Origin of the sequence: Burkholderia cepacia GG4 (assembly GCF_000292915.1) — a bacterium.
GTDB lineage: Bacteria > Pseudomonadota > Gammaproteobacteria > Burkholderiales > Burkholderiaceae > Burkholderia > Burkholderia cepacia_D.
The window spans coordinates 654151-679426 of record NC_018514.1 but is presented as its reverse complement, the minus strand read 5'-3'; the positions used below and the strand labels follow the sequence as shown (position 1 = coordinate 679426).

The window sequence follows — 25276 nt, the reverse complement described above, 5'->3', positions numbered from 1 at the left end:
GGCGGGCGCGGCCTCAGGCTGACCGCCCCGCCGGCGGCATCCCGCCACGGATCACGCCACCCGAAACGCCCCCACCGCCCGACGCAGCCCGTCAGCCTGCTCCTCGAGCGACGCCGCGGCAGCGGCCGCCTGCTCGACCAGCGCGGCATTCTGCTGCGACACCTGGTCCATCTGCGACACCGCGCGGTTGACCTGCTCGATCCCGTCGCGCTGCTCGTTCGATGCGGCCGCGATCTCGGTCATGATGCCCGTCACGCGGCCGATCGCCTGCTGGATGTCCTGCATCGTCGTGCCGGCCACGCCGACGAGCCGCGAGCCGTTCGCGACACGTTCGACCGACTCGCCAATCAGCGTGCGGATTTCCTTCGCGGCGGACGCCGAACGCTGCGCGAGCGTGCGGACTTCGCCCGCGACCACCGCGAAGCCGCGGCCCTGCTCGCCCGCGCGCGCGGCTTCGACCGCCGCGTTCAGCGCGAGGATGTTGGTCTGGAATGCAATGCCCTCGATCGTGCCGATGATGTCGGCGACCTTCTGTGAACTCTGGTCGATCTCGTTCATCGTGCCGATCACTTCGCCGACCACCACCGCACCGCGCGTCGCGATCTCGCTCGCGTCGTCCGCGCAGGCCTGTGCCTCGACCGCATGATCGGCGTTCTGCTTCACGGTCGCCGTCAGCTGCTCCATGCTCGCGGCCGTCTCCTGCAGGGCAGACGCCTGCTCCTCGGTGCGCTGCGACAGGTCGGTGTTGCCAGCCGCGATCTGGTGCGTCGCGGTCGAGATGGCTTCGGAGCCCTGGCTGACCTGGCGCACCGTATCGGCGAGGCTGCGCTGCATGCCGGTCACGCCCTTGACCAGTTCGGCCATCTCGTCGTGCGACGACCAGCGCACTTCCGACGTCAGGTCGCCGTCCGACAGGCGGCGGAAATGCGACAGCAGCCGGTTCACCGGTTGCGTGATCGCGAAATGCAGGCCGACCGCACAGCCGAGACACGCCGCGAGACCGAACGCAATGCCGGCGATCGCGCCCGCGCGCATCCAGCCGTAATACGTCTGCGCGGTGTCGTAGACATCCTTGCCGCGCGCGGCCTGGTACGCGTCGAGCGCATCGCTCGCCTGCGTGAGCGCGACCGACAGCGGCGGCGCGACCGTCATCAGCAACCGGTCGGCGTCGTCGCGACGTCCTGCGCGGATCGCGTCGACCAGCGGCTTCAGCGCCTGCTCGATCAGCGCCTGGCGGGCGGCATCGAGTCGCGTCGCGAGCGGGCCTTCATCGCCGTCGTGCGGCATCGCCGCGTAGGCGCGCCACGCGGCGTCGGCCTTGGCGAGATAACTCTCGGCCTTCTTGACGAGATCGGGCACTTCCGGCGCCTCCGGATGCAGCAGCGCGCGATCGAGCGTGGTGCGCACGATCGTCAGGTTCAGGCTCGCGGCAGACAGCGTCGTCTTCGCGGCCATCTGCCGCGTGTAGGCCTCGTCGAGTGCACGGTTCGAGCTTTGCATGCCGGCGAGACCGATCAGGCCCGACGTGACGAGCAGCACGGCGACGAGACCGAGTGTGGAGAAAATCCGCGTACGGATCGAGAAACGGGAAAACAGGGCGTTCAGGTTCATGACGGGACGTGAGCGATGAAAAGTGCCGCGGTAACCGGTCCGCGGCACTCTGGATTACGGTTTGCCTGCAAAAAACTTGAGTCCGCCCCGCCTTCGGACTGATCGTGATCAATTTCCCGGCCGGCAATCTCCTGTTACCGATGCAACAAATCGAGGCCGGGCAGAAATTGACCAGGCAACTAATTGCCTTTATATTTCGGTCAATTCCCTGCCATGGCAGATATTCCAATGAGAACCGATACCCTCCTTGCTCCGCCGGCCGCCGACGCGGCCCACCGCGACGCGCCGACCGGGCTGATCGTCGCCGCGCTGCTGCTCGTCATGCTGCTGTCCGCGCTCGACCAGACGATCGTTTCGACCGCGCTGCCGACCATCGTCGGCGAGCTCGGCGGCCTCGACCAGCTGTCGTGGGTCGTGACCGCGTACCTGCTTTCCTCGACGGTCGTGCTGCCGCTGTACGGCAAGCTCGGCGACCTGTACGGCCGCAAGATCGTGCTGCAGGCCGCGATCGTGCTGTTTCTCGCCGGCTCCGCGCTGTGCGGCGTCGCGCAGGACATGACGCAGCTGATCGTGCTGCGTGCGCTGCAAGGGCTCGGCGGCGGCGGGCTGATGGTCGTGACGATGGCGGCGATCGGCGACCTGGTGCCGCCCGACCGCCGAGCACGCTACCAGGGAATGTTCGGCGGCGTGTACGGCCTCGCGACGATCGTCGGGCCGCTGCTCGGCGGCTTCCTGGTCGAACACCTGTCATGGCGCTGGATCTTCACGATCAACCTGCCGCTCGGCTTGCTCGCGCTCGCGGTGATTGGCGTCGCGTTCCGGCCGCACACCGCGCACGTGAAGCACCGGATCGACTACATGGGTGCGGCGTTCCTCGCGACGGCCCTCACCTGCGTGATCCTGTTCACGAGCGAAGGCGGTTCGCTGCTGCCGTGGTCGTCCCCGCAGCTGTGGATGACGCTCGTGCTCGGCGTGGTCGCGATCGGCGGCTTCATCTACGAGGAACGTCTCGCGGCCGAGCCGATCATGCCGCTCGAACTGTTCCGCCAGCGCACCTTCGTGCTGATGAGCCTGATCGGTTTCGTCGTCGGCATCGCGCTGTTCGGCTCGGTCACGTTCATTCCGCTGTACCTGCAGGTCGTGAAGGGCTCGACGCCGTCGCAAGCCGGGATGCAGCTGCTGCCGATGATGGGCGGGATGCTCGCGATGTCGGTTGCGAGCGGCCGGCTGATCTCGCGGCTCGGCACCTATCGGCCGTTTCCGATCGCGGGGACGCTGATCGGCGGCGTCGCGATGGCGCTGCTGTCGACGCTGTCGCTCGACACGCCGCTGCCCACCATGTACGCCTACATGGCGCTGCTCGGGATCGGGCTCGGCATGGTGATGCCGGTGCTGACACTCGCCGTGCAGAACACGGTCGAATTCCGTCACATGGGCGTCGCGACGTCGGGGGCGACGCTGTTCCGCTCGATCGGCGGCTCGCTCGGCGTCGCCGCGTTCGGTGCGTTGTTCTCGCACGGGCTGCAGTCGCGGATGCAGCAGGCGCTGCCGGCCGGCACCGAGCTGCCGCCCGCGCTGGGCCCGGCCGCCGTGCACCTGTTGCCGGAGGCCGTGCGCGATGCATACCTGCATGCGTTCGCCGGGTCGTTGCATGTGGTGTATCTCGCGGCGGCGGCCGTGATCGCGATCGCGTTCGTGCTCGCGTGGTTCGTCGAGAGCACGCCGCTGCGCAAGCATCACTGACCGGCAGGCGGGCGGCGGCGCGGCGCCAGCGCAGCCGACGTCGAAGCCGCGAGGCGCGGCCGTCCTGTCGCCTCGCGGTTGCCCCGCCGCCCGCCGTCACGGCACCAGCACCACCCCGCCCGTCGTCTGCCGCGACGCCAGCAGCCGGTGCGCGTCGGCCGCCTGTTCGAGCGGCAGCCGCGCGCCGATCTCCACATGCATCCCGCCCGCGAGCCGTTCGAGCGTCGCGCGCGCCGCCTCCTGATACCCCGCGACGTCACGCGCAATGAACCCGAGCACGCTTGGCCGCGCCAGCGCGATCGAGCGGGCCGGCCCCAGTTCGTCGAGATCGATCGTCTGTCGCGCACCGATCGCGGCAACCTGCCCGATGCTCGCGACCATCCCGAACGGCCGGACCGCGCCGAGCGTACGCGTCAGCACGTCGCCGCCGATCCCGTCGATCGCGTAGTCAACGCCCGCGCCGCCGCCGAACGCGCGCGCCGCCGCGACAAAGTCCTCCTCGCGATAGTCGACCACCGCCTCCGCGCCGTACGCGCGCACCAGTGCCGCCTTCGCAGCCGACCCGACCGTACCGATCACCCTCGCGCCGAGTGCGCGCGCCCACTGCGTCGCCAGCAGCCCGACGCCGCCGGCCGCCGCATGCACGAGCACGGTGTCGCCGGTGGCGACCTGCCGCACGCGGCGCAGCAGCATGTAGACGGTGATCCCTTTCAGCAGCCCGGCTGCGGCCGCGTCATCGCTCACGCCGTCGGGCACGGGCACCACCCGCTCGGCAGGCAGCGTGCGCATGCTCGCGTAGCTGCCGGTCGGCAATCCCGCGTACGCGACGCGCTGGCCCGCGACGAGTGCCGTCACGCCGGGCCCGACCGCGTCGACCACGCCGGCCGCCTCGACGCCGAGCGCGTCCGGCAGCGCCGGCAGCGGATGCGCGCCCGTCCTGAAATAGATGTCGACGAAGTTCACGCCGACGGCGGTCTGGCGAATTCGCACCTCGCCGGCGCCGGGCGGCACCACCGGCGCATCGACGCGCCGCAGCACGCCGGCGTCGCCATAGCGGTCGATCCCGATCCGGATGGCGGTGGCAGCTTGGGTCATGACGTTCCTCGCAATCGAATGAAGTGACACGATCATCCCATCGTGCATAATCGATCGGAATCCCCATTACTCGCCCATCTACTGTGCAAAATTCGACCGATCCAACGCCTGCGTCCGTGCTGCCGATGAGCTGGGACGACCTTCGCTATTTCCTCGCGGTGATGCGCGGCGGCAGCCTGTCGGCCGCCGCGCGGGCGCTGCAGGTCCAGCATTCGACGGTCGCGCGGCGCATCGACGCGCTGGAGTCCGCGCTCGGCATCCGGCTGTTCGACCGGCTGCCGCGCGGCTGGCCGCCGACCGACGAAGGGCTGCAGCTCGCCGAGCACGCGGCCCGCGTCGAAGCCGACGTGCACGCGCTCGCGCGCGCCGCGCAGGGGGCGGCGGCACTCGACGGCGTCGTGCGCGTGTCGGCGTCGCCGGTGTTTGCGAGCCACTTCCTCGCGCCGCGGCTTGCCCGCGCGCAGCGCGCGTGGCCGGCGCTGCGGATCGACCTGATGGGCGAGATGCATGCGGCCAACCTGTACGCGCGCGAAGCTGACCTTGCAGTGCGCCTGTCGCGGCCGAGCGAGCCGGGGCTCGCCGCGCGCCGGCTCGGCACGATGCGCTTCGCGCTGTGCGCGGCGCCGGAATGGGCTGCCGCGCCGCCCGACACGTGGACGTTTCTCGGCTACGACGACGCGCTCGCGCAAATGCCGCAACAGCAGTGGCTCGAACGGTTCGCGGCCGGGCGTCGCTTCGCGTTCATCGCCAACGATCTCGCCGCGCTGCATCACGCGTGCGTGGCCGGCGCGGGCATCGCGTTGCTGCCGCGCTTTCTCGTCGATACGACGGCCAGCGGCGCGGGCACGGGGGCCGCGGCCGATGCGTCGTGGTCGGCCGCCGCGCCGCTCGTCGAACTGACGTCCTTGCCCCGCTGCGATGTCGAGCGCGAGATCTGGCTCGTCGTCCACCCGGACGTGCGCCGGTCGCCGCGCGTGCAGCGCGTCGCCGACGCAATCGCCGACGCGGTTCGCGACGCAGACGGCCACCTGTAGGCATGCCACGCGGCCGACGCCTTTACCGCGCTGCCCGACGGCCGGCATAGTAGCGATTTCGTCCGCCCGCTCCGCCACCATGCCTGCCGCTCCCGCCTGCGTCGTCCGCGACGCGACCGATGCCGATCTCGACGCCATTCACGCGATCTACGCGCACCACGTGCGCCACAGCGTCGCGTCGTTCGAGGAGACGCCGCCCGACGTCGACGCGTTGCGCGCGCGTCGCGACGCGGTGCTGCGCGACGGGCTGCCGTATCTCGTCGCCGAATGCGACGGCCGCATCGCCGGCTACGCGTATGCGACGCCGTACCGCACGCGCAGCGCGTACCGCCACACGATCGAAGATTCGATCTACATCGACGACACACAGCGCGGCCACGGCATCGGCCGCGCGCTGCTCGCGGCTTTGCTCGCGCGGTGCGAGACCGGCCCGTGGCGGCAGATGATCGCGGTGATCGCCGACGGCGGCACCGGCGGCTCGACGTCGCTGCACCGCGCGTTCGGTTTCGAGCCGGCGGGCGTGCTGAAGGCGGTCGGTTTCAAGCATGGCCGCTGGATCGACACCGCGCTGATGCAGCGCGCGCTCGGCGACGGCGCACGCACGCTCCCCGCCTCGCCCGAGCCTGCCGCGTCGCGCTAGAATGGCCGCATGTCAAAACAGACTCCAACCATGCCAGACGAGGCCGCGGCGGATTCCCGCAACGAGTACACGGTCGACGAACTCGCGCGCGTGTCCGACACGACCGTGCGCAACGTTCGTGCGTACCAGGATCGCGGGTTGCTCGCGCCGCCCGAGAAGCGCGGGCGCGTCGGCATCTATGACGACACGCACGTCGCGCGCCTGAAGCTGATCAACCACCTGCTCGCGCGCGGCTACACGCTGTCGAACATCCAGGATCTGATCAAGGCGATCGACGAAGGCCACGACCTGCGCTCGATCCTCGGCCTGGAAAACGCGATCGGCGGCCGCTGGTCGCACGAACTGCCAAAAACCTACTCGCTGGCCGCGCTCGCACAGATGTTCGGCCCGCAGACGGCGTCGCAGCTGTCGCGCGTGACCGAACTCGGTCTGCTCGAACGGCGCGGCCTGTCGTTCGTCGCGAAAAGCCCCGCGCTGCTCGAAGCGGCCGCCGCGATGACAAAGGAAGGCATCCCGCCGCGCGAGCTGCTCGACGTGATCAGCCTCGCGCGGCCGCACTTCGACGCGATCGCGCGGCTGCTCGTCGATCTCGTCGTGAAGCGGCTCGACCGCTACGACGAAGGCACGCTGCCGCCTGCCAACGACGTGCCCGCGCTCGTCGATGCAATCTGGCGCCTGCGCCCGCTCGCGGCCGCGTTCGTCGAAGGCGAGACGAACCGCGCGCTCGAGAACGCGGCGAGTGCATATCTCGGCGGCCGCGTCGCGACGATCCTCGACAAGAAACTCAGCGACGAAGCGGCGCGCCAGGCCGGCACGCCCGATCCGCAAGGCGACGGCGACAAAGCATAGGTCCGCCGCCGCCATATTCATATCGGCAATGCTTCGTTTGCGGGCCCGACCGCCCATGCGACGATTCTTCCAACCGAGCGGCACGCGCCGCTCCCCGAAGACGTTTCGCATGGAGTCCGTTCGATGATTCGTTTCACCCGCTGGATCACCCGCACCGCCGCGACGGCGCTCGTCGCCGTCGCCGCCACATCGGCGTTCGCGCAGGGCAGCGCCGACAAGTTCGTGCGCATCGGCTACCAGAAGGCCGGCCTGCTGTCGATCATCAAGGCGCAGGGCTCGCTCGAAGCGCGCCTCAAGCCGCTCGGCTACAACGTCCAGTGGTTCGAATTCCCCGCCGGCCCGCAACTGCTCGAAGCGCTGAACGCGAACAGCATCGACTTCGGCTATACGGGCGCGCCGCCGCCGGTGTTCGCGCAGGCGGCTGGCGTGCGCTTCGTGTACGTCGGCGCGGAACCGCCATCGCCGCACAACGAAGCCGTGTTCGAGAAAGCCGGTTCGCCGGTCCGTTCACTCGCCGACCTGCGCGGCAAGAAGGTCGCGCTGCAGAAAGGCTCGAGCGCGAACTACCTGCTGCTCGAAGCGCTGAAAAAGGCCGGCGTGCGCTACGACGAAATCCGCCCCGTGTACCTGCCGCCCGCCGACGCGCGCGCCGCGTTCGAGAGCGGCAACGTCGATGCATGGGCCGTGTGGGACCCGTACTACGCGGCCGCGCAGAATTCGCTGAAGATCCGCACGCTGTCCGACTACACGGGCCTCACGCCCGCGAACAACTTCTACGAGGCGACGCGTGATTTCGCTGACCAGCATGCCGACGTGGTCGGTGCGATCCTGAAGCAGGCGCGTGAGACGGGGCTGTGGGTCAACGGGCACCCGGCGGAAACCGCCGCGCTGATCGCGCCGAAGGTCGGCCTGCCGCTGCCGCTCGTGGAAACGTGGATCAAGCACGTGCCGTTCGGCGCGGTGCCGGTCGACGAGAAGATCGTCGCGGTGCAGCAGGGAGTGGCCGATGCGTTCTACGCGGCGAAGCTGATTCCGCAGAAGCTGAGCGTCGCGGATAACGCGTGGACCGACAAGCGCGTGGCAACGGCGCTGGCGGCAAAGTAACGCGCAGCGCGCGCTCATTTGGAACAGGCCGACGGGTGCCCTGCCCGGCGGCCTTTTTTGGCTCTTCCCGAATTTGCGGGGAACGTCGGGCGTGCTGTCGGCGTTCGGCCATGAAGCGTCGTTCGCCTGCATGCTCCTTCGGACACTCGAGCGACAGCTCCAGTCGGCAAACGGCCGTTCCGACGAGAATGATTCAGATCTCGTCATCGGCCAAAGCGCCCCCCTGACCTGCACTCATGGCGTTCGGAACCTGGTGAACCCTCAACCCGACGGATTGGCGCTCGGCGACATGCTACGATCAACGCGATCCGACTTTCATCCCGACGCACAATGACGACATTGTATGAAATGCTTGGTGTGTGCGAGGACGCCACCGACGAGGAAATCAAGCGCGGCTACCGAAAGGCAGCGATGAAAGCGCATCCCGACCGCAACGTCGGATGCGAAGCGGACGCGCATGCGCGATTTCAGGAGATCAAGGAAGCTTACGCAATTCTCTCGGACCCGGAGCAGCGCCGCATCTACGACACCGTTTATGCTGAGGAAATGCTCCGTCACGCACGGCTTCGCGAAGAAGAAGAGGAGCGCTTGAAGGCGGAGCGCGAAGCGGAATATGCGCGGTTCGTGACATTGGCGATGCGCTTCGCCGAGCAAGGGCACAACCGCGCCGTCGTGTTCGGCGTTCTGCTCGGCCGTGATTGCGATGTGCAGCTCGCCGAGCGCATTGCCGGCAGCGTGGTCGAGCTGCATGCGTCGCGCCAGCCAGGCGCATCCCAGGACGCACAGCGTGATGAGCAGATGCCGCCATGCGACGAGAGGGCGCCACGGTCGGCGTCGGCGCAGGCCGCCCCGGAGTCGGACGAGATGCCGCAATCGGCGCCGGCGCCAAATAGCGACGCGGGAAGGAGTCACGAACGCGCGCATGCGGACTTTTTCAGCGCTCTGTGGCACGGCGTGTTCGGGCTGCGCTCGTGAATCCTGGTGGGGGACCGGTTTTGCGAACGCGGAACTCGACCTCGATCGGAGCCATCTTCGGGGGATGTTCCTCGATCGACTGCGTCATGAATTGAAGGCTTATTGGGCAGTATTCGGCGAGTAGCCGCCATAGCAACGCTACCTCAGTGTCGGAAAAGGCCGAACTGCCGTCCCCGAAAGGCCGGCTTCGATGACCGGACCACGCTGTTACCTGCCGTTGAACCCCTGACAGCGCGACCGGCGGCAACGGGTCGGAAAGCACCATCCACGAAAACGCACGACGAGCTTTTCAGCTCGCCCCACGGCAAGCAAGCCACCCACGGCCATCGATCAGTCGAAGTTGCGCGCTGCGCATGAAAGAAGGCCGGCGGCCACCCGGCCCGCCGGCCTTTTGCATTGCATGACCGTGCAAGCCGGCCTCCCCCCTTCAACGCCCCGCCACCTTCTTCTGCCGCCACAGACACAGCAAATCACACGCAACATGCGCAGCGGCAATCGCCGTGATATCCGCGTGATCGTAAGCCGGCGCGACCTCGACGACATCCGCACCGACCAGATTCACCGCGCCGAGCGCACGCACGATCGCGAGCGCCTGCGCGGACGACAACCCGCCCGCGACCGGCGTCCCCGTACCGGGCGCGAACGCCGGATCGAGACAGTCGATATCGAACGTCAGGTATGCGGGCCGCGCGCCGACGATGTCGACGATCCGCTCCACCGCCGCGCGCGGACCATGCTCATGCACCCACGCGGCATCGAGCCGCTCGATCCCGAGGAAATCGTCGTTCCACGTGCGGATGCCGACCTGCACCGATGTCGCCGGATCGATCAGCCCTTCCTTGACCGCCTTGTAGAACATCGTGCCGTGATTGAGGCTGTCCGGCTCGTCGTCGGCCCACGTATCGCAGTGCGCGTCGAAGTGGATCAGCGACAACGGCTTGCCGTAGCGCTCCGCGTGCGCGACCAGTAGCGGATACGTGATGTAGTGATCGCCGCCGAGCGTCAGCATCTTCGCGCCGGAGCGCAGGATCGTGCGTGCATGCTCGACGATCGCCGGCCTGATCGACAGCGGGTTGTGCGCATCGAACCAGCAGTCGCCGTAATCGATCGCCGCGAGATCGTCGAACGGATCGAAGCCCCACGGATACGGATTGAGCTCCGCGAGCTGCACGCTCGCCGCGCGGATCGCGGCCGGCCCGAGCCGCGCGCCCGAGCGATAGGTCGTCGCGAGGTCGAGCGGCACGCCGGAAATCGCGACGTCGACGCCGTCGAGCGCGCGCGAATAGTTGCGGCGCATGAACGACAGTACGCCCGCATAGGTGTTTTCGATCGAGGAGCCGTATGGCGTCGTGCGACGGATCGCGCCGTCGCCGTGGAGCAGTTCGGTCATGTCGAACCTGTTGGTCATGAGGACCGGGCCAGCCACTGCGTCAGGCGCGCTGGCGGGACCCGGCACGGATTCATTGAAAACGCGGCGGCATGCCCTCGCCGGGCGCGGCCGTCGCGCCGGCCTGCGAACCCTGTAGCGCGGCCGGGCGGGCAACGTCGATACGCGGCGATGATAGCAAGCCGAAACCGCAGCGTTGCCCCGGTTCGACCGGGGCAAGCGCATCGGAACAAGCGGCGCGGCGGCAGATGCACCGGCACCGCATGGCCCGAGCCGGCACCGCCGCACCGTCGCAACCGTCGCCATGCCGCGCCTAGAAGGATTCGCCGGTTTTTACCCGCCCGTTCTTCCGGATAATGGCCGCAGCCGCGCCGTCGAAAACGCGCCGTCCACCGCAGACAACAACAAACCGGAGACACCCGCCTTGATCGCCACGCTTCCCGCCACCTATCGCCGGCTCTGGCCGCTCGCCGTCGCCGCCGCGCTGCTGTACGGGCTGTCGCTCGCCGCCGCGCCCTATCCCGGCCAGGCCGTCGCGAAAGCCGCGATGGGCATCCTGCTGCTCGCGGCCGGCAGCACCTGCGCCGCGCCGCGCGAACGCGCGTGGCTGTGCGCAGCGCTTGCCACGGCCGTGCTCGGCGACGTGCTGCTCGCGCTGCCCGACTGGCCGCTGTCGTTCGTCCTCGGTCTCGGCGCATTCCTGCTCACGCACCTGTGCTACTGCGCGATCTTCTTTCGCTGGCGCGCGCGGCCGCACGGCTGGCGCATCGCCGCGCTGATCGGACTGTGGATCGCCGCTCCGGCGTTCTACGCGGCGTTCCTTCCGCACCTCGGCGAGCTGCTCGCGCCGGTCGCCGTCTACATGCTCGTGCTGTGCGCGATGGCGAGCTTCGCGCTCGCGGCCCGCACGCACGGCCCGCTGGTCGCCGTGGGCAGCCTGATCTTCGTCGGCTCCGACACGCTGATCGGTGTCGGGCGCTTCCTCGGCGGCTTTCCGGGCATCGACTACCTGATCTGGGGCCTCTACGCGCTCGCACAGGTCACGATCGTGGCCGGGGTTTTCCATGAGACGGCCACCCGCCCGATGCGTCCCTGATTGTGTTTCAAACAGGCCGCTGCGCGTCGGCGGCCTGATCGCCTTCCTCTTACGCCCTGCCGACGGCCGTTTCCGCCCCTTCCGCCATGCGGAAACCGCACCGTTCCAAACCCCGCTCAGCCTTTTCCCGTCTGGCTTCCGGCCCTTAGAGCGCCGCTTCTAGCCTCTTGCGGTTTCCGGGTTCACCCACTATCGTTACATCAAACAATGTAACATTCCAAAATGAGCCAAATCGGAGACACCCGGATGAATGCTCGCACGTTGCCTTTCGGCCCGCCCGGCCATGACGGCCCGGACGAAACCACCGACATCGCCATCATCGGCACCGGCTTCGCCGGTCTCGGGATGGCGATCCGCCTGCGGCAGACAGGCGTGACCGACTTCGTCGTCCTCGAGAAGGCTGCGTCGGTCGGCGGCACGTGGCGCGACAATCATTACCCCGGGTGTGCATGCGACGTGCAATCGCACGTCTATTCGTTCTCGTTCGCGCCGAACCCGCGCTGGACGCGCATGTTCGCGCCGCAGCCGGAGATCCGCGCGTACCTGGAAGACTGCGTGCAGCGCTTCGGCGTCGGCCCGCACCTGCGCCTGAACCACGAGCTGCAGCGCGCCGAATACGACGAAGCCGCGCAGCGCTGGCGCCTCACGTTCGCGAACGGCAAGCGGCTGTCGGCGCGCGTGCTGGTGTCGGGGATGGGCGGCCTGTCGCGCGCCGCGCTGCCGGCGATTCCCGGCGTCGAGAATTTCCAGGGCCGCGCGTTCCATTCGCAGCAGTGGGATCACGACTACGCGCTCGAAGGCAAGCGCGTCGCGGTGATCGGCACCGGCGCGAGCGCGATCCAGTTCGTGCCGCAGATCGCACCGCGCGTGAAGGAACTCGCGCTGTTCCAGCGCACGCCGCCGTGGATCATGCCGAAGCCCGACCGCAACCTGACCGGGCTCGAGAAATGGCTGTTCCGCGCGCTACCGTTCACACAGAAGGCCGTGCGCAGCAGCATCTACTGGATGCTCGAATCGCGCGTGCTCGGCTTCGCGATCCATCCGTCGCTGATGAAGAACGTGCAGAAGCTCGCGCTGCGCCATATCCGCAAGCAGATTCCCGATCCGGAGCTGCGCCGTGCGGTCACGCCGAACTACACGCTCGGCTGCAAGCGCGTGCTGATCTCGAACGACTACTACCCGGCGCTGTCGCGCAAGAACGTCGACGTGATCACGACCGGCATCGACCACATCGAAGCCGACGCGGTCGTGACGACCGACGGCAAGCGCCATGAAGTCGACTGCCTGATCTACGGCACGGGCTTCCAGGTCGCCGATCCGTATCCGCGCGGCGCAATCATCGGCCGCGGCGGGCTCGACATCGTCGACGCCTGGCGCGACGGCGCGCACGCGTATCTCGGCACGACGCTGCCTGGCTACCCGAACTTCTTCATGATCGTCGGCCCGAACACCGGCCTCGGCCACAACTCGATGGTGTTCATGATCGAGTCGCAGATCGAATACATCCTCGGCGCGCTGCAGGCGATGCACCGCGAGCGCGCGGACGCGATCGAGGTACGCCCGCTCGTCGAGGCGCAGTTCAACAGCGACCTGCAGGGCAAGCTCAAGAAGGCGATCTGGTCGACTGGCGGCTGCAAGAGCTGGTACCTCGATCCGCGCACCGGCAAGAACACGACGCTGTGGCCGGGCTTCACCTGGCGCTTCCGCCAGGCTACCGCCCGCTTCTCGATCGCCGATTACCACGCATATCGCGCGCCGCAACACGACAACACCGCGCGGCCCGTCGCCGCGCCGGCCGCTGCCGCTTCCACCTCCACCTCCGCCTCCGCCGAAGCGGCCTGAGCCAGACAAGGAGCAACCGACATGAGAGATTTCGCCAACAAGGTCGCCGCGATCACGGGTGCCGGCTCGGGCATGGGCCGCTCGCTCGCGATCCAGCTCGCGCAGGCCGGCTGCCACGTGTCGCTCGCCGACAAGAACGGCGTCGGCCTCGCCGAAACCGAGCGGATCGTCCGCGCGATCGCACCGAACGTGCGCGTATCGACGCGCGTGCTGGACGTCGGCGACCGCGACGCGATGTTCGCGTGGGCCGACGACACCGCGAAGGAACACGGCAAGGTCAACCTGATCTTCAACAACGCAGGCGTCGCACTGTCGAGCACGATCGAAGGGATGGAATACAGTGATCTCGAGTGGATCGTGAACATCAATTTCTGGGGCGTCGTGCACGGCACGAAGGCGTTCCTGCCGCACCTGAAGGCATCGGGCGACGGCCACGTGATCAACACGTCGAGCCTGTTCGGGATCTTCGCGCAACCGGGCATGAGCGGCTACAACGCGACCAAGTTCGCGGTGCGCGGCTTCACCGAATCGCTGCGCCAGGAACTCGACATGATGAAGTGCGGCGTATCGGCGACCTGCGTGCATCCGGGCGGCATCCGCACGAACATCGCGCAGGCCAGCCGCGTGTCGAAGAACATGGTCGGCTTCATGGTCGCGAGCGAGCAGCAAGGCCGCGACACGTTCGAGAAGTTCTTCATCACGACCGCCGACGATGCCGCGCGCACGATCCTCTCGGGCGTGCGCAAGAACAAGCGCCGCGTGCTGATCGGCCGCGACGCAAAGGCCGGCGACTGGATGGCGCGCGTGCTGCCGTCCGCGTACCAGGCGCTCGTCGTGCTCGCGACGCGCCGCGAGGCCGCGAAGGCCCGCCGCGCAGCCGCCCGGCACGGCGCACCGACGGCCGCACCGCTGCACGCCACCTACAACAACGCAGGCAATCAGGGAGGAGAACAATCATGACGACCCCGAACATGATGCCGGTACGACGCGACATCCGTTTCGCGCTACCGCCCGAACACGCGAAGGACTGGCACGTGCAGGGCGTGCCGGTCACGCACTTCATGAACGCGCTGTCGTTGCTGTTCCCGGCCGGCGAGCGCTTCTTCATGGATTCGGTGCGCAACTACCGCGACCGCATCGAGGATCCGGAGCTGAAGAAGCAGGTGCTCGGCTTCATCGGTCAGGAAGCGATGCATACGCGCGAGCACATCGAGTACAACGACTTGCTGCAATCGTCGGGCCTGCCCGCACACAAGCTCGACAAGCGCCTGTGGACGATCCTCGGCTGGTTCAAGAAGGCGCTGCCGCATTCGATGCAGCTCGCGATCACGATCGCGCTCGAGCACTACACGGCGATTCTCGCGAACCAGCTGCTGTCGGGCCACGAGCACCGGATCGACGGCTCGGTCGAAGGCTACCAGCAGATGTGGATGTGGCACGCGATGGAGGAAACCGAGCACAAGGCGGTGTCCTACGACGTGTGGACCACCGTGATGAAGCCGGGCCTCGGCAGCTACCTGCTGCGCACGGGCACGATGCTGACGACCACCGTGTTCTTCTGGACGATCGTGTTCGACTTCCACGTGCGCCTGATGCGCGCGCACCGTCGCGAGCACGGCAAGTTCGGCGGCATGTGGCGCCTCGTGAAGTACCTGTACGGCCCGAAGCACGGCGTGTTTCCGAGCATCGCGCGCGAATGGCTCGACTACTTCCGCCCGGGCTTCCACCCGTGGGACCACGACAACCACCAGTACCTGCAGGGGCTCGACACGTTGCTCGCGAACATCGACGCGACCAACGCGCGCCATGCGGCGCAGGCCGCCCCGCGCCGCGTGCCGCTGCATCCGGTTGCGCAGGCATGACGTCATGGCGCGCGCCCACGAGATGCTGACCGTCCGCTCTGGCGACGTGAAACTCGCCGTCTATGTCAGCGGCCCACGTCGCGCGCCGCCGCTGATCCTCGTGCACGGCTATCCCGATTCGGCGGCCGTGTGGGCGCCGATCCGCGCGCGGCTCGCGAAGCGCTACCGCGTGATCGCCTACGACGTGCGCGGCGCCGGCGCGTCCGATGCGCCGCGCCGCCTCGCGGACTACGCGCTCGCGCGGCTCGCCGACGACCTGAAGGCCGTCGCCGACGCGACCTGCGGCAACCGGCCGTTCCATCTCGTCGGCCACGACTGGGGGTCGATCCAGTGCTGGGAGGCCGTGACCGATCCTGCGTTCCGCGGCCGGATCGCGTCGTATACGTCGATCTCCGGCCCGTGCCTCGACCACGTGTTCCGCGCGAAGATGCGGCTCAAGCAAAGCCTGAAGTCGTGGTATATCGCGTTCTTCCACCTGCCGGTCGTGCCGTCGCTGGTCTGGCGGCTCGGCGGCGCTGCGCTGTGGCCGCGCTGGCTGCAGTTGACCGAGCGCGTGCGGCCGGAGCGCGATCCCGCGCAGTTGAAGAACGCGCTGAACGGGTTGCAGCTCTACCGCGCGAATTTCCTGGCGCGGGCGAGAAAGCCGCGCGAGCGGTATGCGCAGGCGCCGGTGCAAATCCTCGTGCCGGTGCGCGACCGCTACGTGACGCCCGAGATGTCGGTCGATCTCGACCGCTGGCTCGGCGAGCACGTGCGCGAGGAAATCGACGGCGCGCACTGGGTCGTGGTGCGCAATCCGGAGTTGATTGCGGCGCGGATCGACCGGTTTGCGGCGGCGCATGAAAGGCCGGCGGTTGCGGCAGCGCCAGCGGCAGCGCGAGCCGCGGTTCAGCGCAACGTCGGCAGGCGTCTGAACAGCGTTTCGTAGTCGATCACGAGCCCGTCGGTGTCGATGTCCATCTCCGCCATGAAATTCCGGAAGATGCCTTCGTAGCGGTAGCGCCGGCCGGGCTCGATGCACGCGTAGGCCTGCTTGACCGGCGTGACGGTCAGGTCCGGCGTCGAGATGTATGCGACGTCGATCGGCCGACGCTCGCCACGCGCGAGCCCCAGGCGGCCGATCGGCAGCGAATTCGTGAACGGCGTCGCCGCGATGTCGATGTCGACGCAGCCATCCAGTTCCCGCAGCGCACGGCCTGAACCGTCGCGCCAGTGCCCGGCCCCGTCGCCGCGCAGTTCCAGCGTGCCGCCGCCCATCACCCTGAGCACCGCATACCTGACCCGCCACTGCGGATCGCACTCGACCCGGTACGCAAGCCCGTAAGCACGGCCGTACCGCTGGCCGACCACGGCACTTTCGACGATGATACCGGCGTCACTCCGGTCGAACGTCAGATGCTCGATTCCGTCGCCTTCGAGCGACGCCCAGCGCAGTTCGTGCATTGTTCCTCCCCGGAAACGCCAACGCGTCAGCATACGCACGAAAAATCCACTGGCGATCAAAATTCCGATACCAACACCGGGAAATCCGTCGAAGGCACCATCACCCCCGGCAAACAAATTCCGGACCGCCTCTCTGCGCCCCACTTCGGGGCACCGACCTCAAATTCTGACTATCCAGGATTCCCTATTCCGGTGCATGAGATTGTGTCCTATGCTCGCGGCTCGTCCTGCTCCGCCGCCGCCATGCCTACCGCCCGCCCCGCTTCGCCGTCGATCGACCTGCGCATCCTGCTGCGCAGCATCGGACAGATCGTGCTGCAGGCGAACGCGTTCACCGGCGCGACGCTGGTTGCCGCACTCGCGCTGACCGACCTGCGGCTCGCGTGCGCGGCGCTGGTCGGCGCGGCCGCCGCCAACCTGACCGCGGTGCTGACCGGCGCGGCGCGCCGCGACGTCGAACAGGGTTTGCACGGCTTCAACGGCGCGCTCGCCGCGCTGGTGGCCGTGATCTTTTCCCCCACGCCGCTCGCGGCACTTGCGCTGGTGCCGCTCGCCGCAATCGGCGCCGCGCTCGTGCAGCGTGCGATGCGCACCCCGCTCGCGAAATGGCGCCAGTGCCCGTATTCGAGCCCATGCCTGGCGGCCACCGCGCTGTGGCTGCCGTTTGTCGCGGTGCAACATGCGAGCGGCAGCACCAGCGGGGCAACACCCACGCTCGAATCGTTCGCCCCCGCACTGCTCTCGGGCGTTGCGCAGACCACCTTCGCGCAAGGCGCGTGGGCCGGCGCGCTGATCGTCGCCGGCATCGCGGCTGCATCCCGCCGGGCAACCGCGTTCGCACTCGGCGGCGCGATCGTGTCGACCGTGTTGCTGGTCGCGCTCGGCGCGAGCGGCGCAGTGTTCGCCGACGGCCTGCTAGGCTTCAACGGCGCGCTCGCCGCACTCGCGCTGATGCCGCGCGGCGCACGCGCGGCGCTCGCGGCCGCCGCGCTGGCCGCGCTGATCCAGTGGCTCGCGATGCACGCGGGTGTCCCCGCGCTCACGGCCCCGTTCGCGCTCGCGTCGTGGATCACGGTGGCCGTCGCGCGCCGCCTTACCCTCGGAGAACCCGATGTCGTCATTCGCACACCGTCCTGACACCGTGAAGCCCGGCGGCCCGATCTCGGACGCCGAACGACGGCTGCGCGTCGATCTGGCCGCCGCCTATCGCCTCGTCGCGCTGAACGGCTGGGACGATCTGATCTACACGCATCTGTCCGCGACCGTGCCCGGCGAGCCCGGCCACTTCCTGATCAACCCGTTCGGCCTGACGTTCGACGAGGTCCGCGCGTCGAACCTCGTGAAGATCGACCTGGCCGGCAACCGGATCGGCGACAGCGAGCACGCGGTCAACGTGACGGGCTTCGCGCTGCACGCGGCCGTGCATGCCGCCCGTGCCGACGCCGTCTGCGTGATGCATCTGCACAATACGGCCGGCATCGCCGTGTCGATCCAGCGCGACGGGCTGCTGCCCGCGTCGCAGCACGCACTGCGGTTTCACGGCGACCTCGCGTATCACGACTACGAAGCGCTCGCGTTCTCGCCGGCCGAAGGCGCGCGGCTGACCGCCAGCCTCGGCGCAAAATCCGCGATGCTGCTGCGCAACCACGGTACGCTGACCGTCGGCCGGACCGTCGCCGAGGCGTATGTGCTGATGGATACGCTGATCAAGGCCTGCGACATCCAGGTGCGCGCGCAGGCAGGCGGCGGGCCGCTCGTGCTGCCCGAGCCGGCCGTCGCCGACCGCACCGCCGAGCAGTTGCGCGACGGCGGCGCGATCGAGGGCGAGCTGGAATGGCCGGCGCTGCTGCGCCGCCTCGACCGGATCGATCCGTCGTATCGCGACTGACGCCGCCGGCGTCCCGACCAACCTCTTCACCCCAACCATCGGAGCATCCAGTCATGCCGACTTTCAATATCCAGTTGTTCGAAGGCCGCACGGTCGAGCAGAAGCGCGCATTCGTCGAAGCAATCACGCGCGTCACGTGCGAGACGCTCGGCTGCGACCCGGGCTCGGTCGACATCATCCTCGCCGACGTGAAGAAGGAGAACTGGGCGACGGCCGGCAAGCTGTGGAGCGACGAGCGCTGACGAGCGCCCCGGGATATGCGTGCGTCCAGCCCGTGGGCGCACGCTACTCGGGTGCCAGTTTGTCATCTCAAAAAAGGGGGGCTGGCAATTCGAATATGCTGAAATCAGCAGCTATCTCGATATATTGCCGTTGACAATTAGCCTCACGGCAATTAGCTTCCGTAAGCGCAGGCACGTCCGGATTTTCTGTATATAAATCTGCATAACGAATCAAATGCATTGCATCAGAATCAGAAAAAATCTAGCCAGCTGATCGCCACCAGTGGTGTCACCGCCAGCAATGAACCCCGGCAATCAAAATCATGCCGATCTTCAACTCATCATTGCAGGTGGACGCCATGAAAATCATGACGCTTAAAGGCTATTTCGCCGCACTGCTGCTTTCATTGATTTCCTTCTCGAGCGCCGGTTTCGGCAGCTCGTTACCAACAGCATCCGGCGGAGCAGCCCCTCCCTCTGTCGGCCAGGCATGGGAAACCTTCGAAAACGGTACAAACTACAAAATCGTCAAGATTTCCAACGACCGTTTTCTAATTGTCTACGGAAACAAGAATAACATTTCAGGGTACGTTGTCTACGATCGACAAAACGGCCCGACCAGTACCGAATATGTGCCGTGGACGTCGATTTCGTCAGACATCACGATCGGAATTCAGGAGACGAGCAGCCAATCGATCGGTGTCATGCTAAGCATCGACGGCGAAACCACGAGCTTTGTCGCGAAACCCTACCGGCCTCGCCATAAGGTACGAGCCGTCATCCGCCCCGGAAAATGGTCCGCGGTGGTTTCCGGTACCTCGATGCAACTCCAGATCGCCCCGAACCTCGTGGACGTGTCCATCGATATTGGCAAATGCAGACTGACCGGAAAGATAAAATCATCCAATCAGGAAAATGCATATCGCGTGACGGCATCACCAGCAACGGCGGCCTGCCGGACGACTGTCGGGCAAACAATTGACGCCGCATTGCTATTCTCGGAGGATCTGGCTGTCGTCTATACGACGGAACGAGAGTCGGCAACCTTCATTTTCGTCGGTCCCGAGGCCAGTGCGAGCGTGCTCAACACGACGCCGGAGCCCCGAAACACCTCCGCCTGTGCACAATGGCGGGCATTGTGCCGGGCAAAATGTTCTGCAATGACTTTGCCCACCGGCAACTTCGGATTCAAGTTCTGGAACTGCGTCAACAGTTGTAATGCGTTGGCGGGATGCTAAAAAGGCGAACAAGTGATCTCAGACAAGCAAATCGCAAGTGTCCTTAACGACATGATCTTGCAAATGGGAGCCGATCTGGATCGCTCCCTGCTGACAGTCAAGGCGTCGTGTCCGGATTCGGAATTCGTCGCCTACCGCGAATTCGTGTCGCAACTGCTGACCACGATGCTGCTCGACTTCATGAATCCGCTCTACGCGCGGCACCCCGACCTGAAGCCACCGGACCTGGCTTGACCCTCCCGTGCAACGCCGGGCACCGGCGTTGCATGCAGCTTCCCTTCCCTGCTCCGCGTTGTGCGCCCGCACATCGCTCCATCACGCAATCGGCGCATCAATCGGCGCATAATGCCGGACACACGCAGCAGCCAATGGCCACCTGACCAGGAGACCGCCATGGAAGCGAAGAACGAGGAAGTCGTCGCACACCTGCTCTCCGATGTCGTCGAATTCGCGCGTGGGCGCCTGCCCGAAGCCACGTTCCGGATCGTCGAACCATTCCTGCGTCATTACTACGATTTCGTCGACGCGGATGATCTGCAGAGTCGCGGCATCGCCGACCTGTACGGCGCCGCGATGGCGCACTGGCAGACCGCCCAGAAGTTCGTGCCCGGCAGCGAGCGGCTTCGCGTGTACAACCCGATCCTCGAACAGCACGGCTGGCACTCGGACCACACGGTCATCGAGATCGTCAACGACGACATGCCGTTCCTCGTCGACTCGGTGACGATGGCCGTCAACCGCCTCGGGCTCGCGCTGCACTCGGCACTGCACCCGGTGTTCCGCATCTGGCGCGGCAGCCACGGCAGCATCGAGCGCGTCGACGCCGGCGGCGCGACGCCCGGCGACGGCCAGTCGCAGCTCGCGTCGTTCATCCACTTCGAAGTCGACCGCTGCGGCGACGCCGCGCTGCTCGACACGCTGCGCGACGACATTGCGCGCGTGCTCCGCGACGTGCGTGCATCGGTCGAGGACTGGCCGAAGATCGTCGACATCGCGCGCGCAACGATCAAGGACATGAAAGCCCGCGAATCGACCGCGGAAGACATCGAGGCGCGCGCATTCCTCGAATGGATGGCCGCCGACCACTTCACGTTCCTCGGCCAGCGCGACTACTCGCTCGTGTCGGACGGCACCGGCTTTGGCCTGCGCGGCGTCGAAGGCTCGGGCTTCGGCCTGCTGCGCGAATCGCTGCGCCCGCCCGGCGCGCCGGACGTGACACCGCTGCCGCCGGCCGCCGCCGAGATCATCACCGGCCCCTGGCCGATCTTCCTGACGAAAGCGAACTCGCGCGCGACCGTGCACCGGCCCGGCTACCTCGACTACGTCGGCGTGAAACTGGTCGGCGCCGACGGCAAGGTGATCGGCGAGCGCCGCTTCATCGGGCTCTACACGTCGACCGCGTACATGGTGTCGAGCGCCGAGATCCCGATCGTGCGCCGCAAGTGTGCGAACATCGTGCGGCGCGCGGGCTTTCTGCCGAAGGGGCATCTCGGCAAGTCGCTCGTGACGGTGCTCGAAACCTATCCGCGCGACGAGCTGTTCCAGGCCGACGAAGACCAGCTCTACGACATCGCACTCGGCATCCTGCGCTTGCAGGAACACCAGCGCACGCGCCTGTTCGTGCGGCGCGACCGCTTCGACCGCTTCGTGTCGTGTCTCGCATTCGTGCCGCGCGACAAGTACAACACCGACCTGCGCCGGCGCATCGCTAAGCTGCTCGTCGACGCGTACAACGGCGTGAACGTCGAATTCACGCCGCTGCTGTCGGAATCGGCGATCGCGCGGATTCACTTCGTCGTCCATGCGGAACCGGGCACGATGCCCGACGTCGATACGCGCGAGCTCGAAACGCGGCTCGTGCAGGTCACGCGCCGCTGGCAGGACGATCTCGCGGACGCGCTGCTCGACGCCTTCGGCGAAGAGCAAGGCAACCGCCTGCTGCAGCGCTATGCGGACTCGTTCCCGGCCGGCTATCGCGACGACTATCCGGCGCGCACGGCCGTGCGCGACATCGAGCTGATCGAGCGCGTGAAGGAGTCGGGCCAGCTCGCGATGAACCTGTACCGCCCGATCGAGGCCGAGGCGCGCGCGTTCCGCTTCAAGGTATATCGCGCGTGCGACCCGATCGCGCTGTCGCGCAGCTTGCCGATGCTCGAGCATCTCGGCGTGCGCGTCGACGAGGAACGGCCGTACCGGATCCAGGCGCAGGATGGCGCGCATGCGTGGGTGCATGACTTCGGCCTGGAACTTGCCGACGATACCGAGTTCGACATCGAGCGCGTGAAGGGCCTGTTCGAGGACGCGTTCGACCGGATCTGGAGCGGCCGGATCGAGAACGACGACTTCAACCGCCTCGTGCTGCGCGCGCACCTGAGCGCGCGCGAGGTCACGATCCTGCGCGCGTATGCGAAATACCTGCGGCAGGTCGGCTCGACGTTCAGCGATGCGTACATCGAGCGCGCGCTGACCGGCAACCCGGCGATTGCACGGCAGCTCGTCGAACTGTTCCTGCTGCGCTTCGACCCGGCCACCGGCGGCGCGCGCGACGTGCAGGCCGAACGCCTGCTGAAGGCGATCGAGACGGCCCTCGACCAGGTGCCGAACCTCGACGAGGACCGCATCCTGCGCCAGTTCCTCGGCGTGATCAACGCGACCGAACGCACCAACTATTTCCTGCACGACGGGAACGGCGAATCGAAGCCGTACCTGTCGTTCAAGTTCAATCCGGCGAAGGTGCCCGGCCTGCCCGAACCGAAGCCGATGTTCGAGATCTGGGTGTACTCGCCGCGCGTCGAGGGCGTGCACCTGCGCGGCGGCCGCGTCGCACGCGGCGGCCTGCGCTGGTCCGATCGCCGCGAGGATTTCCGCACCGAGGTGCTCGGGCTGATGAAGGCGCAGATGGTGAAGAACGTCGTGATCGTGCCGGTGGGCTCGAAAGGCGGCTTCGTCGTGAAGAACCCGCCGCCGCCGAGCGATCGCGAAGCGTGGATGCGCGAAGGCATCGCGTGCTACCAGACGTTCCTGCGCGGCCTGCTCGACCTGACCGACAACCTCGCCGGCAACGCGATCGTGCCGCCGCCCGACGTGGTGCGGCACGACCCGGACGACCCGTATCTCGTGGTCGCGGCCGACAAGGGCACCGCCACCTTCTCCGACTACGCGAACGCGATCTCGCACGAATACGGCTTCTGGCTCGACGACGCGTTCGCGTCCGGCGGCTCGGTCGGCTACGACCACAAGAAGATGGCGATCACGGCGCGCGGCGCGTGGGAATCGGTGAAGCGGCACTTCCGCGAGATGGGCGTCGATACGCAGACGACCGACTTCACCGTGGTCGGCGTCGGCGACATGTCGGGCGACGTGTTCGGCAACGGGATGCTGTTGTCGCCGCATATCCGGCTCGTCGCGGCGTTCGATCACCGCCACGTGTTCCTCGACCCGAACCCCGACCCGGCGGCGAGCTTCGCGGAGCGCCAGCGGATGTTCGCGCTCGAACGCTCGAGCTGGGCCGATTACGACACCACCGCAATCTCGGCGGGCGGCGGCGTCTACCCGCGCACCGCGAAGACGATCCCGCTGTCGCCGGCCGTGCAGGCCATGCTCGGCATCGACGCGCAAGCGTTGCCGCCGACCGAGCTGATCCGCGCGATCCTGCAGGCGCCGGTCGACCTGCTGTACAACGGCGGCATCGGCACCTACGTGAAGGCCGCGCACGAAACCCACCTCCAGGTCGGCGACCGTGCGAACGACGCGGTGCGCGTGAACGGCGCGGACCTGCGCTGCAAGGTCGTCGGCGAAGGCGGCAACCTCGGCTGCACGCAATTCGGCCGGATCGAGTTCGCACAGCGCGGCGGGCGCATCAACACCGACGCGATCGACAACTCGGCCGGCGTCGATTGTTCCGATCACGAAGTCAACATCAAGATCCTGCTCGGGCTCGTCGTCACCGACGGCGAGATGACCGAGAAGCAGCGCAACGCCCTGCTCGCGGAAATGACCGACGAGGTCGGGCTGCTCGTGCTGCGCGACAACTACTACCAGACGCAGGCGCTGTCGATCGCGGGCCGCTACAGCGTCGAGCTGCTCGACGCCGAGGCGCGCCTGATGCGCTGGCTCGAGCGCGCGGGCCGCCTGAACCGCGTGATCGAGTTCCTGCCGACCGACGACGACATCGCCGAACGGCAAGCCGCGAAACAGGGCCTCACGTCGCCGGAGCGCGCGGTGCTGCTCGCGTACAGCAAGATGTGGCTCTACGACGCGCTGCTCGAAACCGACGTGCCCGAGGATCCGCTCGTCGCCGCGATGCTCGTCGACTATTTCCCGAAGCCGCTGCAACAGCGCTTCAGCGAACCGATGCGCCGCCACCCGCTGCGCCGCGAGATTCTCGCGACGCACCTGACCAACGCGCTCGTCAACCGGGTCGGCTGCGCGTTCGTGCATCGGTTGATGGAGGAAACCGACGCAAAGCCGGGCGACATCGTGCGCGCATGCATCATGGCGCGCGACGTGTTCGATCTCGATGCGGTGTGGCGCGACATCGACGCGCTCGACAACCGTGTCGCCGACGACGTGCAGGCGCGCATGTTCGTCGACGTCGCGCGGCTGCTGGAGCGCGCGGCGCTGTGGTTCCTGCGGCATCTGCAGTCGGGCGCGGTGGCCGACGGCGGCGTCGCCGGATTGATCGCCCGCTGCCGCGACGCGGTGCAGCGCATCGCTCCGCAATTGCCGTCGCTGCTGCCGGCCTGCGATCTCGAAGCGCTGTCCGAGCGGCAGCGCATGCTGGTCGACGCCGGCGTCGACAGCGCGCTCGCGGTGCGCGTCGCCAGCGGCGACATCTCGGCCGCGCTGCTCGACATCGCCGAAGTGGCCACGACCTGCGATCGCAGCCTCGAACTGGTTGCGGGCGTCTACTTCTCGCTCGGCACGCTGCTGAACTACGGATGGATCGGCGAACGCGCGGCATCGCTGCCGACCCCGACGCACTGGGACATGCTGGCGCGCGCGGCCGCGCTCGCGGAAGTCGCGCGGCTCAAGCGCACGCTCGCCACCAGCGCGCTCGCGGAATCGGCCGATTCGACGGCGCCCGACACGATCGTCCACGCGTGGCGCGAACGCCGCGACGCCGCGCTGCAGCGCTACGAGCACCTGCTCGCCGACCTGCGCGCGTCGGGCGGCGCCAGCCTCGCGGTACTGCTCGTGATCGTGCGCGAGATGGCCGTGCTCGAACGCGCGTAACGGGTGCCGCCGG

At 67.6% G+C, this 25276-nt stretch carries 21 protein-coding genes; 17 read left to right on the top strand and 4 right to left on the bottom strand.

Annotation, left to right across the window (positions count from 1 at the left end; genetic code table 11):
* Nucleotides 1-51 precede the first annotated feature (51 nt).
* Nucleotides 52-1611 carry a methyl-accepting chemotaxis protein gene (locus GEM_RS18885; RefSeq protein ID WP_014898973.1) on the bottom strand — a complete coding sequence of 520 codons (1560 nt, stop codon included), beginning with the start codon at nt 1609-1611 and terminating at the stop codon, nt 52-54.
* Nucleotides 1612-1839: 228 nt separating this feature from the next.
* Here GEM_RS18885 and GEM_RS18880 point away from each other — a divergent pair, with 228 nt between their 5' ends.
* Nucleotides 1840-3354 carry an MDR family MFS transporter gene (locus GEM_RS18880; protein WP_041490744.1) on the top strand — a complete coding sequence of 505 codons (1515 nt, stop codon included), beginning with the start codon at nt 1840-1842 and terminating at the stop codon, nt 3352-3354.
* Nucleotides 3355-3450: 96 nt separating this feature from the next.
* On the opposite strand, the gene GEM_RS18875 is transcribed toward GEM_RS18880, so the two are convergent.
* The gene (locus GEM_RS18875; RefSeq protein ID WP_014898971.1) at nt 3451-4449 is read right to left on the bottom strand and encodes a quinone oxidoreductase family protein; all 999 of its coding nucleotides are present in this window, start codon (nt 4447-4449) and stop codon (nt 3451-3453) included.
* Nucleotides 4450-4574: 125 nt separating this feature from the next.
* On the opposite strand from GEM_RS18875, the gene GEM_RS18870 reads away from it, so the two are divergent.
* The 5 genes from GEM_RS18870 (at nt 4575) to GEM_RS18850 (ending at nt 9051) form a co-directional block, all read left to right on the top strand.
* The gene (locus tag GEM_RS18870) at nt 4575-5483 is read left to right on the top strand and encodes a LysR family transcriptional regulator (protein ID WP_014898970.1); all 909 of its coding nucleotides are present in this window, start codon (nt 4575-4577) and stop codon (nt 5481-5483) included.
* 79 nt (nt 5484-5562) lie between these two features.
* Nucleotides 5563-6123 (top strand): GNAT family N-acetyltransferase, encoded by a 561-nt coding sequence (locus GEM_RS18865; RefSeq protein WP_014898969.1) that lies wholly within the window; start codon nt 5563-5565, stop codon nt 6121-6123.
* A 9-nt stretch (nt 6124-6132) separates the two neighbouring features.
* Complete coding sequence (locus GEM_RS18860; protein ID WP_041490743.1) at nt 6133-6972, top strand: MerR family transcriptional regulator; 840 nt, start codon at nt 6133-6135, stop codon at nt 6970-6972.
* A 123-nt stretch (nt 6973-7095) separates the two neighbouring features.
* The gene (locus GEM_RS18855; RefSeq protein ID WP_014898967.1) at nt 7096-8076 is read left to right on the top strand and encodes a sulfonate ABC transporter substrate-binding protein; all 981 of its coding nucleotides are present in this window, start codon (nt 7096-7098) and stop codon (nt 8074-8076) included.
* 330 nt (nt 8077-8406) lie between these two features.
* The gene (locus GEM_RS18850) at nt 8407-9051 is read left to right on the top strand and encodes a J domain-containing protein (protein ID WP_014898966.1); all 645 of its coding nucleotides are present in this window, start codon (nt 8407-8409) and stop codon (nt 9049-9051) included.
* Between the two features lie 427 nt (nt 9052-9478).
* On the opposite strand, the gene speB is transcribed toward GEM_RS18850, so the two are convergent.
* Nucleotides 9479-10441 (bottom strand): agmatinase, encoded by a 963-nt coding sequence (gene speB, locus GEM_RS18845; protein ID WP_014898965.1) that lies wholly within the window; start codon nt 10439-10441, stop codon nt 9479-9481.
* Between the two features lie 421 nt (nt 10442-10862).
* Between speB and GEM_RS18840 the strand changes: the two genes are divergently transcribed.
* From GEM_RS18840 to GEM_RS18820, 5 genes are all read left to right on the top strand, one after another.
* Entirely contained in the window at nt 10863-11534 is a 672-nt protein-coding gene (locus GEM_RS18840; protein ID WP_014898964.1) for a lysoplasmalogenase, read from the top strand.
* Nucleotides 11535-11780: 246 nt separating this feature from the next.
* Nucleotides 11781-13376, top strand: a complete 1596-nt coding sequence (locus GEM_RS18835; protein ID WP_014898963.1) for a flavin-containing monooxygenase — start codon at nt 11781-11783, stop codon at nt 13374-13376.
* A 21-nt stretch (nt 13377-13397) separates the two neighbouring features.
* On the top strand, nt 13398-14336 hold the full coding sequence (locus GEM_RS18830; RefSeq protein WP_014898962.1) for an SDR family NAD(P)-dependent oxidoreductase: 939 nt from the start codon (nt 13398-13400) through the stop codon (nt 14334-14336).
* Nucleotides 14333-15238, top strand: coding sequence for a metal-dependent hydrolase (locus GEM_RS18825; protein WP_014898961.1), 906 nt, complete (start codon nt 14333-14335; stop codon nt 15236-15238). Before GEM_RS18830 ends, GEM_RS18825 begins: the two co-directional genes overlap by 4 nt.
* A 4-nt stretch (nt 15239-15242) precedes the next feature.
* On the top strand, nt 15243-16166 hold the full coding sequence (locus tag GEM_RS18820) for an alpha/beta fold hydrolase (protein WP_014898960.1): 924 nt from the start codon (nt 15243-15245) through the stop codon (nt 16164-16166).
* On the opposite strand, the gene GEM_RS18815 is transcribed toward GEM_RS18820, so the two are convergent.
* Entirely contained in the window at nt 16127-16681 is a 555-nt protein-coding gene (locus GEM_RS18815) for a putative glycolipid-binding domain-containing protein (protein ID WP_014898959.1), read from the bottom strand. The genes GEM_RS18820 and GEM_RS18815 overlap by 40 nt on opposite strands.
* Nucleotides 16682-16924: 243 nt before the next feature.
* Between GEM_RS18815 and GEM_RS18810 the strand changes: the two genes are divergently transcribed.
* From GEM_RS18810 to GEM_RS18790, 6 genes are all read left to right on the top strand, one after another.
* Nucleotides 16925-17818 carry an urea transporter gene (locus tag GEM_RS18810; RefSeq protein WP_014898958.1) on the top strand — a complete coding sequence of 298 codons (894 nt, stop codon included), beginning with the start codon at nt 16925-16927 and terminating at the stop codon, nt 17816-17818.
* Complete coding sequence (locus GEM_RS18805) at nt 17793-18569, top strand: class II aldolase/adducin family protein (RefSeq protein WP_014898957.1); 777 nt, start codon at nt 17793-17795, stop codon at nt 18567-18569. The genes GEM_RS18810 and GEM_RS18805 overlap by 26 nt, the downstream gene beginning before the upstream one ends.
* A 53-nt stretch (nt 18570-18622) precedes the next feature.
* Nucleotides 18623-18811 (top strand): 4-oxalocrotonate tautomerase, encoded by a 189-nt coding sequence (locus GEM_RS18800; protein WP_014898956.1) that lies wholly within the window; start codon nt 18623-18625, stop codon nt 18809-18811.
* Nucleotides 18812-19113: 302 nt separating this feature from the next.
* Nucleotides 19114-20028, top strand: a complete 915-nt coding sequence (locus tag GEM_RS31370) for a hypothetical protein (protein ID WP_148283863.1) — start codon at nt 19114-19116, stop codon at nt 20026-20028.
* Between the two features lie 12 nt (nt 20029-20040).
* Nucleotides 20041-20262, top strand: coding sequence for a hypothetical protein (locus GEM_RS18795; protein WP_041490742.1), 222 nt, complete (start codon nt 20041-20043; stop codon nt 20260-20262).
* Nucleotides 20263-20421: 159 nt separating this feature from the next.
* The gene (locus GEM_RS18790; RefSeq protein WP_014898953.1) at nt 20422-25263 is read left to right on the top strand and encodes an NAD-glutamate dehydrogenase; all 4842 of its coding nucleotides are present in this window, start codon (nt 20422-20424) and stop codon (nt 25261-25263) included.
* The last annotated feature ends 13 nt before the right edge of the window (nt 25264-25276 follow it).